This is a genomic window from Nocardioides sp. Leaf285 (assembly GCF_001422955.1).
GTDB lineage: Bacteria > Actinomycetota > Actinomycetes > Propionibacteriales > Nocardioidaceae > Nocardioides > Nocardioides kribbensis.
Genome location: NZ_LMNH01000007.1, coordinates 60,458 through 74,504 on the forward strand (window position 1 = coordinate 60,458; position 14,047 = coordinate 74,504).

General features: G+C 73.8%; 12 protein-coding genes. 8 read left to right on the forward strand and 4 right to left on the reverse strand.

All coding sequences use genetic code 11. The features are described from left to right. Window position 1: 1 nt before the first annotated feature. Entirely contained in the window at window positions 2-985 is a 984-nt protein-coding gene (ku, locus tag ASF47_RS20360) for a non-homologous end joining protein Ku (RefSeq protein WP_056865875.1), read from the reverse strand. A gap of 86 nt (window positions 986-1,071) precedes the next feature. On the opposite strand from ku, the gene ligD (ASF47_RS20365) reads away from it, so the two are divergent. From ligD (ASF47_RS20365) to ASF47_RS20380, 4 genes are read left to right on the forward strand one after another with little or no spacing between them, the layout of a single operon-like run. Then, window positions 1,072-2,028 carry a non-homologous end-joining DNA ligase gene (ligD, locus tag ASF47_RS20365; RefSeq protein ID WP_056865876.1) on the forward strand — a complete coding sequence of 319 codons (957 nt, stop codon included), beginning with the start codon at window positions 1,072-1,074 and terminating at the stop codon, window positions 2,026-2,028. Further along, window positions 2,025-2,939: a non-homologous end-joining DNA ligase gene (gene ligD, locus ASF47_RS20370; RefSeq protein WP_056865877.1), complete on the forward strand. Its 915-nt coding sequence runs from the start codon at window positions 2,025-2,027 to the stop codon at window positions 2,937-2,939. Before ligD (ASF47_RS20365) ends, ligD (ASF47_RS20370) begins: the two co-directional genes overlap by 4 nt. Window positions 2,940-2,967: 28 nt before the next feature. Continuing rightward, the gene (locus tag ASF47_RS20375) at window positions 2,968-3,660 is read left to right on the forward strand and encodes a response regulator transcription factor (RefSeq protein WP_056865878.1); all 693 of its coding nucleotides are present in this window, start codon (window positions 2,968-2,970) and stop codon (window positions 3,658-3,660) included. Window positions 3,661-3,701: 41 nt separating this feature from the next. Continuing rightward, entirely contained in the window at window positions 3,702-4,457 is a 756-nt protein-coding gene (locus ASF47_RS20380; protein ID WP_056865892.1) for an HAD-IIA family hydrolase, read from the forward strand. A gap of 16 nt (window positions 4,458-4,473) precedes the next feature. Here ASF47_RS20380 and ASF47_RS20385 read toward each other — a convergent pair whose 3' ends face one another. Next, complete coding sequence (locus tag ASF47_RS20385; protein ID WP_156698089.1) at window positions 4,474-5,082, reverse strand: TetR family transcriptional regulator; 609 nt, start codon at window positions 5,080-5,082, stop codon at window positions 4,474-4,476. Between the two features lie 47 nt (window positions 5,083-5,129). On the opposite strand from ASF47_RS20385, the gene ASF47_RS20390 reads away from it, so the two are divergent. Both ASF47_RS20390 and ASF47_RS20395 read left to right on the forward strand, forming a co-directional pair. Continuing rightward, entirely contained in the window at window positions 5,130-6,047 is a 918-nt protein-coding gene (locus ASF47_RS20390; protein ID WP_082500577.1) for an oxygenase MpaB family protein, read from the forward strand. Between the two features lie 10 nt (window positions 6,048-6,057). Beyond that, window positions 6,058-6,300, forward strand: coding sequence for a DUF3099 domain-containing protein (locus tag ASF47_RS20395; RefSeq protein ID WP_056865880.1), 243 nt, complete (start codon window positions 6,058-6,060; stop codon window positions 6,298-6,300). A gap of 12 nt (window positions 6,301-6,312) precedes the next feature. On the opposite strand, the gene ASF47_RS20400 is transcribed toward ASF47_RS20395, so the two are convergent. Next, the gene (locus ASF47_RS20400; protein WP_056865881.1) at window positions 6,313-9,528 is read right to left on the reverse strand and encodes a hybrid sensor histidine kinase/response regulator; all 3,216 of its coding nucleotides are present in this window, start codon (window positions 9,526-9,528) and stop codon (window positions 6,313-6,315) included. A 53-nt stretch (window positions 9,529-9,581) separates the two neighbouring features. Next, the gene (locus ASF47_RS20405; RefSeq protein WP_156698090.1) at window positions 9,582-11,033 is read right to left on the reverse strand and encodes a serine/threonine-protein kinase; all 1,452 of its coding nucleotides are present in this window, start codon (window positions 11,031-11,033) and stop codon (window positions 9,582-9,584) included. Between the two features lie 144 nt (window positions 11,034-11,177). Between ASF47_RS20405 and tyrS the strand changes: the two genes are divergently transcribed. Further along, window positions 11,178-12,449, forward strand: coding sequence for a tyrosine--tRNA ligase (gene tyrS / locus ASF47_RS20410; protein ID WP_056865883.1), 1,272 nt, complete (start codon window positions 11,178-11,180; stop codon window positions 12,447-12,449). 10 nt (window positions 12,450-12,459) lie between these two features. Further along, window positions 12,460-13,503 carry an alpha-hydroxy acid oxidase gene (locus ASF47_RS20415; protein WP_200919264.1) on the forward strand — a complete coding sequence of 348 codons (1,044 nt, stop codon included), beginning with the start codon at window positions 12,460-12,462 and terminating at the stop codon, window positions 13,501-13,503. Window positions 13,504-14,047 lie beyond the last annotated feature (544 nt).

The following is a 14,047-nucleotide window of genomic DNA, read 5'->3' on the forward strand; positions in this document are numbered from 1 at the left end:
CTCAGCTGGCCTTCGGGGCCGCCGCCTTGCGCGTGGTGCGCGTGGCGGCGGTCTTCGCGGTCTTGGCGGTCTTGGCGGCCGGGGTCTTCTTCGCGGTGCTCTTCTTCGCGGTGCCCTTCGTGGCCGTGGCCTTCGTCGTGGGCTTCTTCGCAGCCTTCTTCGTGGTCTTCGTCGTGGTCTTCCCCGCCGGCGCCGAGGCCGGGCCCGCCTCGCCCCGGGCGCTCTTGGCGGCGTCGACCGAGCGCTGCAGGGCGGCCAGCAGGTCGACGACCTCGCCGGAGGACTTGGTCGAGGTGGCGGTGCGCTTGAGCTCGCCGCCCTCGATCTTGGCCTTCACCAGGGCCTCGACGGCCCCGGCGTAGTCGTCCTCGAACTCCGCGGTGTCGAAGTCCCCGGCCAGGGTCTCGACCAGCATCGTGGCCATCGCGACCTCGCTGTCTTTGACCTCGCCGGGCTCGACGGAGAAGTCGGGGGTGCGGATCTCGTCGGGCCACATCATGGTCTGGAGCACGATCACGTCCTCGCGCACCCGCAGCACCGCGATGGAGGTCCGCTGGCGCAGCGCCACCGTGACCACGGCCATCCGGTCGGCGTCGACGAGGGCCTGGCGCAGCAGGGCGTAGGGCTTGGCGCCGGACTTCTCCGGCTCGAGGTAGTAGCTCTTCTCGAAGAGCATCGGGTCGATCTGGTCGCTCGGCACGAACTTCTCGACCGCGATCTCGCGCGAGGACGACGCGGGCAGCTCGGCCATGTCGTCGTCGGTGAGCACGACCATCTCGCCGTCCTCGGTCTCGTAGCCCTTCGCGATCTCGCTGTAGGGCACCTCCTCGCCGTCGACCGAGCAGATCCGCTGGTAGCGGATGCGGCCCCCGTCGGCGACGTGCACCTGGCGGAAGGAGACGTCGTGGGACTCGGTGGCGGCGTAGAGCTTCACCGGCACGTTGACCAGGCCGAAGGAGACGGCGCCCTTCCAGATGGCTCGCATGCGCCGAGTATTCCCCTCCGCCGCCTGCGCGTCATCACCCCGCGCGGGGTGCTGCCGGCCGGGGGCGGGTGCGCCAGGATGGCCGCATGCTGCCGATGCTGGCCACGAAGGCCGACTACGTGCCGACCGGCCCGGGGTGGGTCCACGAGGTGAAGTGGGACGGCGTGCGGGCGCTCGTCGACACCGCCGGCGGCTCCACCCGCCTGACCAGCCGCAACGACAACGCCATCACCCTGGCCTGGCCCGACCTGGTCGACGCGCCGCTGGGGCGCCGCGACGTCCTCCTCGACGGCGAGATCATCGCGATGAACGACGCGGGCCTGCCCGACTTCCGCGTGCTCCAGGACCGGATGCACGTACGCCGCGCCGCGACGGCCGCCCGCCTGGCCGAGCAGGTGCCCGCGCTGCTCATGGTCTTCGACGTCCTGCGCCTCGACGGGGCCGACCTCACCGGCGAGCCGCTCGCCCGGCGTCGCGAGCTGCTCGAGGACCTGGTCGCCGACGGCCTCGGCGGCACGTGGCAGGTCCCGCCGACCTACGACGACGGCGCGATGCTCGCCGAGGCGACGCGGGCGCAGGGGCTGGAGGGCATCGTCAGCAAGCGGCTCACCTCGCGCTACACCCCGGGCGAGCGCAGCCCCCACTGGCTCAAGCGGGCCCACCGCCACCGGCTGTCCTACGTCGTGGGCGGCTGGCGGCCCCAGGAGGGCACGACCGACCGGCTCGGGGCGCTGCTGGTGGGCGAGCCCACCCACGACGGTCTGCTCTACCGCGGTCGGGTGGGCAGCGGCATCGGCGGGCGGGCCTCCGCCCTGCTCGCCGAGGCGCTCGCCCCGCTCGCACGGGGCGACAGCCCGTTCGCCGACGAGGTGCCCCCGGTCGACGCGCGCGGCACCCGGTGGGTGGAGCCGCGGCTGGTGGTCGACGTCGACACCCACCACACCTCGCGGGCTCAGCGGCTGCGCCAGCCGTCGTACCAGGGCCTGCGCCCCGACCTGGCTCCGCAGGACGTCGTCGCGCCGGCCCCGGGGGAGGACCGGTGAGCCCCGAGCGCCAGGAGGTGCGCGTCGAGGTCGACGGCCGCACGCTGACCCTCTCCAGCCTCGACAAGGTCATGTACCCCGCGACCGGCACCACCAAGGGCGAGGTCCTCGACTACTACGCCCGGGTCTCCCCGGTGCTGCTGCCGCACCTCGCCGACCGGGCGGTGACCCGCATCCGGTGGCCGCACGGCGTCGCCGACGCGAGCTTCTACGAGAAGAACGCCCCCGCGGGCACCCCGTCGTGGGTCCGCACCGCCCGGGTGCCCACCACCGGCACCCGAGGCCCGAGCCGCCACGGCGACACGGTCGTCTTCCCCGTCGTCGACGACCTGGCCACCCTGACCTGGCTGGCCAACCTCTCCGCCCTCGAGCTCCACGTCCACCAGTGGACGGTGGGCCGCAACGGGCGCCCGCGCAACGCCGACCGCCTCGTCGTCGACCTCGACCCCGGCGAGCCGGCCGGCCTGCACGAGTGCTGCCAGGTCGCGCTGCTGGTGCGCGAGGAGCTGGCGGGCCACGACCTGGCGGTGCGCCCCGTCACCAGCGGCAGCAAGGGCCTGCACCTCTACGCCGACCTGCCCGGCCGGATGCGTCCCGACGACTCCACCGCGCTGGCCAAGGAGGTCGCCGAGGCACTCCAGGCGCGCGTGCCGAGGCTGGTCACGGCGACCATGACCAAGGCCCGGCGCGGTGGCAAGGTGTTCCTGGACTGGTCGCAGAACGCCGGCTCCAAGACGACGGTCTCGCCGTACTCCCTGCGCGGGCGCGAGCGGCCCACCGTCGCCGCCCCCGTGACCTGGGCGGAGATCGAGGCGGGAGCCGAGGACCCGCTCGGCCTGGAGCAGCTGCGCTTCGAGGAGGTCCTCGACCGCGTCGCCGACCTCGGCGACCTGTTCGCCCCTGCCACCTGAGCGGCCCGCCTGGCCTTAGGGTGGGCACATGCCGCGGGTTCTGGTCGTCGAGGACGAGGAGGACATCGCGTTCCCCCTGGTCCGCACCCTCGAGCGCGAGGGCTACGACGTCGTCTGGGTCGACAGCGGGCAGAAGGCCCTCGACGACCTCGCCGGCGGCGCGACGGCGGTCCCGGCCGACGTGGTGATCCTCGACCTCGGCCTGCCCGACATGGACGGCCTGGAGGTCTGCCGCCGCGCGCGCGAGGCCGGCTTCGGCGGCGCGATCATGATCGTCACCGCCCGCGCGGCCGAGCTCGACCGCGTCGTCGGGCTCGACTACGGCGCCGACGACTACGTCGCGAAGCCCTTCGGCCTGGCCGAGCTCCAGGCGCGGGTGCGGGCGCTGCTGCGCCGCACCACGGCGGTCCGCGAGCCCGAGCCCGCCCACGACGGGCTGCGCATCGACGTCGGCGCGCGCCGGGTCTACGCCGGCGACGTCGAGGTGCCGCTGACCGGCAAGGAGTTCGACGTGCTCAGCATCCTCGCCGCCCAGCGCGACAAGGTCGTCTCCCGCGGCCGACTGATGGCCGACGTGTGGGACGAGAACTGGTACGGCTCGACCAAGACCCTCGACGTCACCATCGGCCGGCTGCGCCAGAAGCTGGAGAGCGTCGGCGTCACCGAGAAGGTCGTCGCCGTGCGCGGCGTCGGCTTCCGCCTCGAGACCCCCGCGCCGTGAGCGCCCACCCGGAGCGGGCCGTCGAGACCTGGCTCACCGACATGGACGGCGTGCTGGTGCACGAGGAGGTGCCCATCCCGGGCGCCCAGCAGTTCATCGAGCGGCTCAAGGACTCCGGCCTGGGCTTCCTGGTGCTCACCAACAACTCGATCTACACCCCGCGCGACCTGCGCGCCCGGCTGCTCGGCAGCGGGATCGACGTGCCCGAGGGCGCCATCTGGACCTCGGCGCTGGCGACCGCGCAGTTCCTGGCCGACCAGCGCCCCGGCGGCACGGCCTACGTCGTCGGCGAGGCCGGCCTGACCACGGCGCTGCACGACATCGGCTACGTCATGACCGACCGCGACCCCGACTACGTCGTGCTCGGTGAGACCCGCACCTACTCCTTCGAGGCCATCACCCGCGCGATCCGGCTCATCGCCGACGGAGCCCGCTTCATCGCCACCAACCCCGACCCCAGCGGGCCCTCGCAGCAGGGCATGCTCCCCGCCACGGGCTCGGTGGCCGCGCTCATCAGCACCGCCACCGGCCGCCAGCCCTACTTCATCGGCAAGCCCAACCCGCTCATGATGCGCAGCGCCCTCAACCGCATCGACGCCCACTCCGAGACCACGGTGATGGTCGGCGACCGGATGGACACCGACATCATCAGCGGTCTCGAGGCGGGGCTGCGCACGGTGCTGGTCACCAGCGGCTCGACCCGCGCCGACCAGGTCGAGACCTTCCCCTACCGGCCCACCCGGGTCTTCGAGTCCGTGGCCGACCTGGTCGACCTCGTCGGCGACGGCACGCTCTAGTCGCGACCCGGCCGGCTCAGCCGGCGGGGCCGTCGCGCACCACCGCGAGCACGGCCCGGGCCAGCGCCTCGCCCAGCACGTCGCCGTCGAGCGGCCGGGCCGCGACCTGCTCGTCGTCGAAGAGCGCCTGGCTCGCCCCGAGCGCGAACAGCACGCGCCAGGCCGCGCCGGCCTGCTCCGGCGTGGTCGCGAAGCGCTCCACCAGCCACCCGCTCACCGTGTCGCCGAGGCGGTGGGTCGCTGCCGTGGCGGGCGGGCCCAGCCGGGGGTCGCTGCGGCCCTCGACGAGGAAGGTGCGCAGGGGAGCGCGCTCGGTGGCGAAGATCCCCAGCGCGGCGCGGGCGAGCAGCCCCACGGCGCGGTCGTCGTCGGGCTCGGCGTCGGCGGCGGCGAACGACGCGGCGGTCGCCGCCTCGATCCGGGCCAGCGCACGGGCCTGCGCGGCCACCAGGAGTCCGGTGCGGTCGCCGAAGCGGTGGTAGAGCGAGCCGTTGGAGGTGCCGGCCCGGCGGGCCACGGCGGCGACCGTCACCGCCGCCAGTCCGCCCTCGGCCAGCAGGTCGAGGGCCGCGGCGAGCATGCGGTCGGCCGACGACTCGCTGCGCGACTGCACGGGGGTCCTCACGCCGACGACCCTAGCGTGACTGGAGCAGGTGCTCTAGTTTGGCTCCCATGAGGACCTTCACCTGGCGCGGGCAGCGCTTCGGCGGCGTGGGCCGCGACCACTGGCGGCGGGTCAACGACCGCCTCGACCCCGAGACCGACTTCGTCGAGATCTACCGCAACGTCGTCACCTACGACCTGCCCTGGGACATGAACCAGGCCCTCTCCTTCGCGCTCTTCCGCACCTACGCCGTGCCGGGCATCGGTCGCCTGCTCGACGAGACCGGCCAGTTCACCGGGGCGGTGCAGAAGCGCTACGACGACACCGGGCTGCTGCTCGAGGTGCCGCTGCTCCACGGCTTCGAGCACCCCGAGGCCCGCACGGCCGTGCGGCGCATCAACCAGATGCACCGCTCCTACGACATCCCCGAGCACGAGATGCGCTACGTGCTGTCGACCTTCGTGGTCGTGCCCAAGCGCTGGGTCGACGACTACGGCTGGCGCCGGCTCACCGACCGCGAGCTGCGGGCGTCGGTCAACTACTACCGCGAGCTCGGCCGCCACCTCGGCATCCGCGACGTCCCGGAGGACTACGCCGGCTTCGAGCGGCTGCTCGACGACTACGAGGCCGTCCACTTCGCCCACGACCCCGGCGCCCGTCGGGTCGCCGACGCCACGCTCGGGCTGATGCTCACCTTCTACCCCCGCCCCGCCGCACGGGCGGTCGAGGTGTTCAGCCGCGCGCTCATGGACCCGCCGCTGCGCTCGGCCCTCCAGTACGCCGCGCCCCCGGCCGCCGTCGTGGCCGCCTCCCGCGGTGCGCTCAAGGCGCGCGGCCTGCTGCTGCGGGCGTTCCCGAGCCGCACGAGCGCGCGCACCGTCAACGACCTGCCCTACGTGCGCTCCTACCCCGACGGCTTCGACGTGGCCGCGCTCGGCACCCGGCCGGTGCCGGGGGTCGCCGGCTGCCCGGTGCGGCAGGCGTAACGTCGGGGCCGTGCAGCGTGCGCGACGACGACGGGTCTACCTGGTGCTGATGGGCACCTGCCTCGTGCTCGTCGTGCTCGCCTGGAACGTCGTCCGGCTGTGGTCGACCTCGGCGGCGGTGGTGATGAGCGTGGTCGCGGCGGTGATCCCGCCGGTGGCCAGCGTGGTCGCCAACCACGGCGCGCTGGCGGAGAGCGACCTGCCCCGGGAGCGCCCGGAGCGCCGCCCGCCGCCTCCCGACCCCGACCGCTGACCGGTCCGCGGCTCAGCCCAGGGTGGCGTCGCGCCAGGCCAGCATCGCGGCCCCGGCCCTCGCCACCTCCGCCTCGACGCCGGGCAGCAGCGCCTCGATGCCCTCGGTGGTGCCCGACTCGGCCACGCGCTCGACCCGGCGCAGGGCCTCGGCGGCGTCGCGGGCGCCGAGGTTGAGCGCGCCGCCCACGAGCTTGTGGGCGCAGCCGCGCACCTCCGCCGGATCGGCGCCCTGCGCCAGCAGCTCCCGCAGCCGGCTGAGCGTCTCGGCGCCGTTGGTGACGAAGTTGCCGATGGCACGGGCCAGGTAGGTGCCGTCCTCGTCGACCTCGCGCAGCATCTCGAGCCGGTCGAGGTCGAGCTGCGCCACCGCCTGCGGGGCGGTGGCGCGGCGCAGCGCGGTGGGCATCTCGACCTCGACGCCCAGCCAGCGACCGAGGGTGGCCGCCAGGGCGGTCGGGTCGACGGGCTTGGTGAGGAAGTCGTCCATGCCGGCCTCGAGGCAGCGCTCGCGCTCACCCTCGACGGCCGCGGCCGTCATGGCCACGATGGGGCGGCGCGCACCGGACTCGGCGGCGCGGATGGCGCGGGTGGCGGCGTAGCCGTCCATGTGCGGCATCTGCACGTCCATGAGGATGACGTCCCAGTCCTCCGCAGCGGCGCGGGCGACCCCCTCGGCCCCGTCGTCGACGGTGACGACCTCGAAGCCCAGCGCCTCGAGCAGACCCGTGGCGACCATCTGGTTGACCGCGTTGTCCTCGACCACGAGCACCCGACCGAGCACGGCCGGGTCGTCCTGCTCGCGGGTGCGGCCCTCGCCGGCCCCCTGGCCGGCGCCGTCGCCGCCCGCCCCGGAGGTGGCCGTGCCCAGCAGCTGCACGAGGGTGGAGCGCAGGACCCCGGTGACGACGGGCTTGACCAGCCAGTCGTCGACGCCCGCGGCGTCGAGGTCGTCGGCGGCGACGGCCGGGGTGGAGGTGAGCACGAGCAGCCGTACCCCGTCCCACGCCGGGTCGGACCGCACCGCGCGGGCCAGGCCGAGGCCGTCGACCCCGGGCATGACCAGGTCGAGCACGACGGCGTCGAAGGGGTCGCCCGCGGCACGGGCGCGGGCCAGCTCGTCGAGGGCCTCGGCGGCCGACGCCGCCCCGACCGTGCTGATCTCCCACCAGCTCAGCTGCTCCTCGAGGATCAGCCGGTTGGCGGCCACGTCGTCGACGACCAGCACACGGTGCCCCGACAGCAGTGTCCGGGCCTCGACCTCGGCGGGGTCGACGCCGTCCCCGGCCGCCTCCCGCAGCGGCACCGAGAAGGAGAAGACGCTGCCGCCAGCGTCGCGCGGGGCGTAGGCGATGTCACCCCCCATCGCCTGGACGATCTCGCGGGAGATGGCCAGGCCCAGACCGGTGCCTCCGTAGACCCGGGTGGTGCTGGCGTCGGCCTGGGTGAAGGGCTCGAAGAGGTGGTCGAGCTCGCCCGGGTCGACCCCGACCCCCGAGTCGCTCACCGTGACCAGCAGCCGCACCCCGCCGTCGCCCGCGGGCCCGGTCGTCGGCTCGGCGGTGACGCGCACCGCCACCCCGCCGGTCTCGGTGAACTTCACCGCGTTGGACACCAGGTTGGTGAGCACCTGCGCGAGCCGGGTGGGGTCGCCGGCCAGCACCACCGGCACGTCGGGGTGGCAGGAGACCGACAGGTCGAGCCCGCGCGAGCGCGCCGACTCGGCCAGCACCCCGACGACCTGGTCGAGCACGAGCCGCACCTCGAAGTCGAGGGTCTCCAGCTCGAGGCGCCCGGCCTCGATCTTGGAGAAGTCGAGGATGTCGTTGATGACGCCGAGCAGGGCGCGACCCGCCACCTGCACGCCGGAGGCCAGGCGCTGCTGCCGTGTCTCCAGCCCCGAGCGCAGCAACAGGTCGGTGAGGCCGATGACGCCGTTGAGGGGGGTGCGGATCTCGTGGCTCATCGTGGCCAGGAACTCCGACTTCTGCAGCGACGCGGCCATCGCCTCGTCGCGGGCCGTCGCGAGTGCACGGTCGTCGCGCTCGCGCTCGGCGACACGTCCCAGCTGACCGGCGACCAGCCCGACCATCGCCTCGATCATGGCGTGGCGGTAGAGCGGCGGGTCGCTGGTGAGGGTGACGACCGCGCAGACCTCGCCGTCCAGCGTGACCGGGAAGCCGATGGTGAGCCGGGCGTCGTCCCACAGCGGCCGCTGCTCGCGCAGGACCCGCCGGGCCAGCGCGAGCTCGTCGGCCGTCTCGACGGGGGTGCTCAGGTCCTCCGCGATCTCGACCTCGCCGCGGTACAGCGGGGCGAGGTCGTCGCTGTCCGCCACCGGCACGAAGGCTCGCCCGCGCACCCAGTCGTCGTGCAGCAGCACCAGCGACCGTGCCTGGAGCAGCACCTCCTCCAGGGTCCTGGCCTGGTTGGCGGCGCTGGCCACGGTCTGCATGAGGGCGTTCTGGGTGACCTGGTCCTGCAGCGCCAGCTCGGTCTCGTGGGCCTCGGTGACGTCCTGGTGGGTGCCGGCCATCCACCGACGACCACCGGCCTCGTGGACGCGGCCGCGGCCCCTGGTCCACACCCAGCCCTCGCCGGCACGCATCCGTGCCACGAACGCGAGGTCCTCGGGGCCGGTCAGCGCCTGGGCCACCGCGTCCTCGACCCGGCCCCGGTCCTCGGGGTGCACCCGGTCCAGGAACCCCTCGACGTCGGTCAGCGGCTCGTCCTGGGGCAGTCCGTAGAGGGCGAGCAGCGCGGGTGAGACGGTCACCAGCCCGGTGTCGAGGTCCCAGTGCCAGCCGCCGATGCGAGCGATCTGCTGGGCCTCGGCGAGGCTGGCCTCGCTGGTGCGCAGGGCCTCGGTGGTGGCCCGCCGCTCGGTGTAGTCGGTGAAGGTGAAGATCACGCGGGTCAGGCGGCCCTGCTCGTCGCGCAGCGGGCTCTCCCTCGTCAGGGTCCACAGCACGCCCCCGTCGCGCCGCAGCAGCTGCACCTCCACCGGCGCCTCCCGCACCCGGCCCTCGCGTAGGTCGGCCAGGTGCGCCTCGAAGTCGGCGACCCCGCCGGGGTCGAGCGCGGCGCGCAGGTCCATCGTCATGGCCTCGTGCTCCGGCACGCCGCACATGCGGGCGATGACCCGGTTGGCGTAGACGGTGCGCCCCTCGAGGTCGACCACCCAGACGCCGTCGGGGGAGGACTCCACGATGTCGCGGTAGAGATCCACCGGTTGCACGTGAGGTCCCCCCGGGCGTCGATTGGTGGGTCCCACGATAGGGCTCAGCCCAGGTCGCCGGCGATCAGGTAGCTGCCGTCGGACTGCTGCTCCAGCTGGAGGGTCACCGACTCCTCGACCGGCCCGCCGCCGGCCTCGGTCTGACGCCGGTAGACGTAGCTGACCGTGCCCGCCGCAGGGTCGGCGCTCACGTCGAGCACCTCGGCACGCCGCACGGTGCCCCAGAAGCCCAGGTAGCCGTCGAGCCCGCCGCTGGCCTGCTGGAAGGCCGGGGTCAGCATCGTGAACGCCGATTCCGGGTCGGAGGCGGCGAGTGGGATGTACTGGTCCACGAAGGCGGTCATCGACGCCGCGGTCGGCCGTGGCTGCGCCGTCGGCGAGGGGGAGCCGGAGGGCGACCCCGACGGCGAGGCCTCGGGGCTGCCCGAGGCGCTGCCTCCCGAGCCCGGGGCCGCGGTGGCCGGCTGCTCGGTGGCGCGGTCGTTGCCGAGCACGAAGGCGAGCCCCGTGACCGCGGCGATGGCGACGAGGGCCAGTGCCGCGGCCAGCACCCGCCCCGTGCGCCGGGGCCGTGCCGCCCGGTCCCCGGTGGCGGCCGCCGCCGCGGCGGGGGTGACCACGGGGGCCACGCCCGTCGAGACGGGCGGCAGCACCGAGAGCCGCTGGGTCTCACCGGATCCGGCGCGGGGGAGCACCGCGGTCTGCGCCGAGCCCGGCCCGGCGGCGAGGAAGTCCCGCACCCGGTGCATCGGCCAGCGATCGGCCGGGTCGTGGGTCATCGTGTGCGCGAGCAGCGGGGCCAGCCAGCCGGCGTCGTCGAGTCGCGGAGGGTCCTCGTGCACGATGCGGTAGAGCGCGCCGAGCACGTTGTCCTTGACCTCGTAGGGCGGGTGGCCCGACAGCGCGTGGTAGAGCGAGGCGCCGAGCGACCAGACGTCGCTGCGGTCGGTCGCGGTCGACCCGGAGGCCACCTCGGGCGCCAGGTAGGCCGGCGACCCCGTGACCAGGCCGGTCTGCGTCAGCGACGGGTCGGCCTCGGCGCGCGCGATGCCGAAGTCCGAGAGCTTGAGGTGGCCCTCGTCGGTCACCAGCATGTTCGACGGCTTCACGTCGCGGTGCACGATGCCGGCGGCGTGCGCCGCGGCGAGGGCGTCCGCGGCCTGGCCCAGCAGCGGCCCCGCCTGGTCGGGGGTGAGCCGGCCCCGGTCCCGCAGCAGCCCGGAGAGGTTGGTGCCCTCGACGTACTCCATGACCAGCCACTGCTGGTCGCCCTCGTCGACGAGGTCGAAGACCGCGACCACGTGGGGGTGGTTGAGCCGGGCCGCCAGCTTGGCCTCGCGCTCGGCGCGGTGGAGGTCGGCGTCGCTGGCGCCCGGCGCCAGCCCGATCCGCTTGACCGCCACCTGGCGTCCGAGCACCTCGTCGCGGCCGAGCCACACGGCGCCCATGCCCCCTCGCCCGACCTCCCGGTCGAGGGTGTACCTGCCTGCGATCAACGTCTGACCTCCTGGCGCGCCACGATAGGCGCTGCGGCGGCGGCGCTCATCCTCCGACGGGGTGGGCGGGTGGGCGCCGGTGGTCCTCGTGCGGCAGGCTTGTCCCGGCGGGACCCGCCCGCCGTCCGTCCCGAAAGGCCCGACGTGCCCCTCGACCCCACCCTCCTCGACGACCTCGCGTGGCGCGGACTCCTCGCCCACACGACGGACCTCGACGCCCTGCGCGAGGCGCTGGCGGTCGGGAGCGTGCGGTACTACGTCGGCTTCGACCCCACGGCGCCCAGCCTCCACCTCGGCAACCTGGTCCAGATCCTCACCGCGCGCCGCCTCCAGGACGCCGGCCACACGCCCTACCTCCTGGTCGGCGGCGCGACCGGCATGATCGGCGACCCGCGCGACTCCGGCGAGCGGACCCTGAACTCCGCCGACACGGTCGCGGAGTGGGTCCAGCGGGTCCGGGCCCAGATCGAGCCGTTCCTCTCCTTCGAGGGCGACAACGCGGCGACGGTGGTCAACAACCTCGACTGGACCGGCGGACTCTCGGTCATCGACTTCCTGCGCGACATCGGCAAGCACTTCCCGGTCAACCGCATGCTGGCCCGCGACACGGTGCGCCGACGGCTGGAGTCCGGCATCAGCTACACCGAGTTCAGCTACGTCCTGCTGCAGTCGATGGACTACCTCGCGCTCTTCCGCGACCACGGCGTCACGCTGCAGTTCGGCGGCTCCGACCAGTGGGGCAACCTCACCGGCGGGGTCGAGCTCGTGCGTCGTGCGGACGGCGCGTCCGTGCACGCCTTCGCGACCCCGCTCATCACCAAGACCGACGGCACCAAGTACGGCAAGACCGAGGGCGGCGCCCTGTGGCTCGACCCGGGGATGACGTCGCCGTACGCCTTCTTCCAGTTCTGGCTCAACGTCGAGGACGAGAAGGTCGGCGAGCTGCTGCGGATCTTCACCTTCCTCCCGCGGGCCGAGATCGAGGCCCTGGAGGCCCAGCACGCCGAGAAGCCCTTCCTGCGGGTCGGTCAGAAGGCCCTGGCCGAGCACGTCACCACGCTGGTGCACGGTGCCGAGGAGACCGCCCGGATCCAGGCGGCGTCGGCGGCGCTGTTCGGCGGCGGCGACATGAGCGGCCTCAGCGCCGACACCCTCGGCGCCGCGCTGCGGGAGGCCGGCAGCGTGCAGGTCGACCGGGGCGACGGGCTGCCCGGTGTCCTCGACCTCCTGGTCGGCGCCGGGCTGGCCAAGAGCCGGGGCGAGGCCCGCCGCACCGTCTCCGAGGGTGGGGCCTACGTCAACAACGTCCGCATCACCGACCCCGACCACGTGCCGTCCTCCGAGGACTTGGTGGGCGGCACCTGGCTGGTGCTGCGCAAGGGCAAGAAGAGCTTCAAGGGCGTCGAGGTCGTCTGAGGTGGTCGGGGTGCCGAGGTCCTGGGTCGACGGGCTCGAGGCGCGCGCCCGCGCGTCCCTGCCCGCCCCCGTGCACGAGTACGTCGCGCACGGCGCCGGAGCCGGCACCAGCCGCGACGAGGCCGCGGCGGCCTGGCGCGACGTGCGGTTCCTGCCCCACGTGCTGCACGACGTGACCGACGTCGACCTCGCCACCGAGGTCCTCGGCACCCGGCTCGACACGCCGGTGGGCGTCGCTCCCACCTCGCTCCAGCGTGCGGTCCACCCCGACGGCGAGCTCGCGATGGCCCGCGCGACGGCCGCGGCCGGTGGCCTCATGGTCGTGAGCAGCAACGCCGGGTCGACCTTCGCCGACATCGCGGCCACCGGGGTCGCCTGGTGGCTCCAGGTCTACCTCCCCTCCGACCGGACCCTCGCCCTGCCGCTGCTCGAGCGCGCGGTGTCGGCCGGCGCCCGGGCCGTCGTGCTCACGGTCGACACCCCGGTGGTGGGGTCCTGGGAGCCGGCCGGCGACCGGGTCTGGGACGTCGTGGACCCCGCGTTCACCCGGGTCAACTTCGACGCGGGCCACGACACGCAGCCCGGTGCCGAGAAGGCCCTCGACCTCGGGCCGCACGACCTCGACTGGCTCGCCGAGCGCACCGGGCTGCCGGTCGTCGCCAAGGGGGTGCTGCGTGCCGACGACGCGCGCCGCTGTGTCCAGGCCGGTGCGGCCGCCGTCTGGGTGTCGAACCACGGGGGACGCCAGCTCGACCGCGCGGTGGCGCCGGCGCGCGCGCTGCCCGCGATCGTGCGGGAGCTTGCCGACGACGACGCCGAGGTCTACGTCGACGGCGGCCTCGGCTCCGGCACCGACGTGCTCGCCGCTCTCGGCCTCGGAGCCGACGCCGCGTTCCTGGGCCGCCTGCCCCTGTGGGCCCTCGTCGAGGGGGAGCACGGCGTGGGCCGGCTGCAGGACCGGATCCGGGCCGAGCTGGTCGAGGCCATGCGTCTCGCGGGCTGCCGGCGGGTGGCCGACGCGCGCGACGTCGTCGGGTCGCCGGCGCCGGTCTGAGCGCTTCGCCGAGCCCTGTTCCGAGCCCTGTTCCGAGCGCCGTCAGGTGCCTGTGCCCGCCGTCACGCCCGTTCGATTTGGCGCTGCGGGGACAGGTCGCCTAACGTTCCATCTGTCGCCAGGGAGCGGCGGGGGACAAGATCCGGTCTGGATCGGGTTCCCGGCCCCGGGTCGACCACCCTCACGCCTGCATCGCGAGCAGACGGCCACCGCCTCGAGCGGGGGCCCGAAAGTCGCGGTCAGTAGTGTGCGTGGTGAGCGGAATCGAATGCGAAAAGCGCGAGTTTGCGCCGCCGAATTCGCTCCGCTAACGTTTGGAACGCAAGCCCCGCCGCCGGGCCGGAAACGGTCTGGGACGGTGTGCGTCTGATTCTTGAGAACTCAACAGTGTGTCATAGTCGACGAATTAGTTTGTTATGCCCCGTTGGCTGATCCTCTTTTTTGGGGGTTGGTTGATGGTTTCTTTGGTAAGACAATGATTCTGACATCATGTCAGGGTTTTGTTCTTGTCAGGCATCTCTTTTTCCTCGCGTCCTTTGTGGGC

What these genes read in the sequence shown, in the direction of transcription:
- ku (WP_056865875.1), bottom strand. Translation starts at nt 985, where the DNA reads ATGCGAGCCATCTGGAAGGGCGCCGTCTCCTTCGGCCTGGTCAACGTG.
- ligD (WP_056865876.1), top strand. Translation starts at nt 1,072, where the DNA reads ATGCTGCCGATGCTGGCCACGAAGGCCGACTACGTGCCGACCGGCCCG.
- ASF47_RS20375 (WP_056865878.1), top strand. Translation starts at nt 2,968, where the DNA reads ATGCCGCGGGTTCTGGTCGTCGAGGACGAGGAGGACATCGCGTTCCCC.
- ASF47_RS20380 (WP_056865892.1), top strand. Translation starts at nt 3,702, where the DNA reads ATGGACGGCGTGCTGGTGCACGAGGAGGTGCCCATCCCGGGCGCCCAG.
- ASF47_RS20390 (WP_082500577.1), top strand. Translation starts at nt 5,130, where the DNA reads ATGAGGACCTTCACCTGGCGCGGGCAGCGCTTCGGCGGCGTGGGCCGC.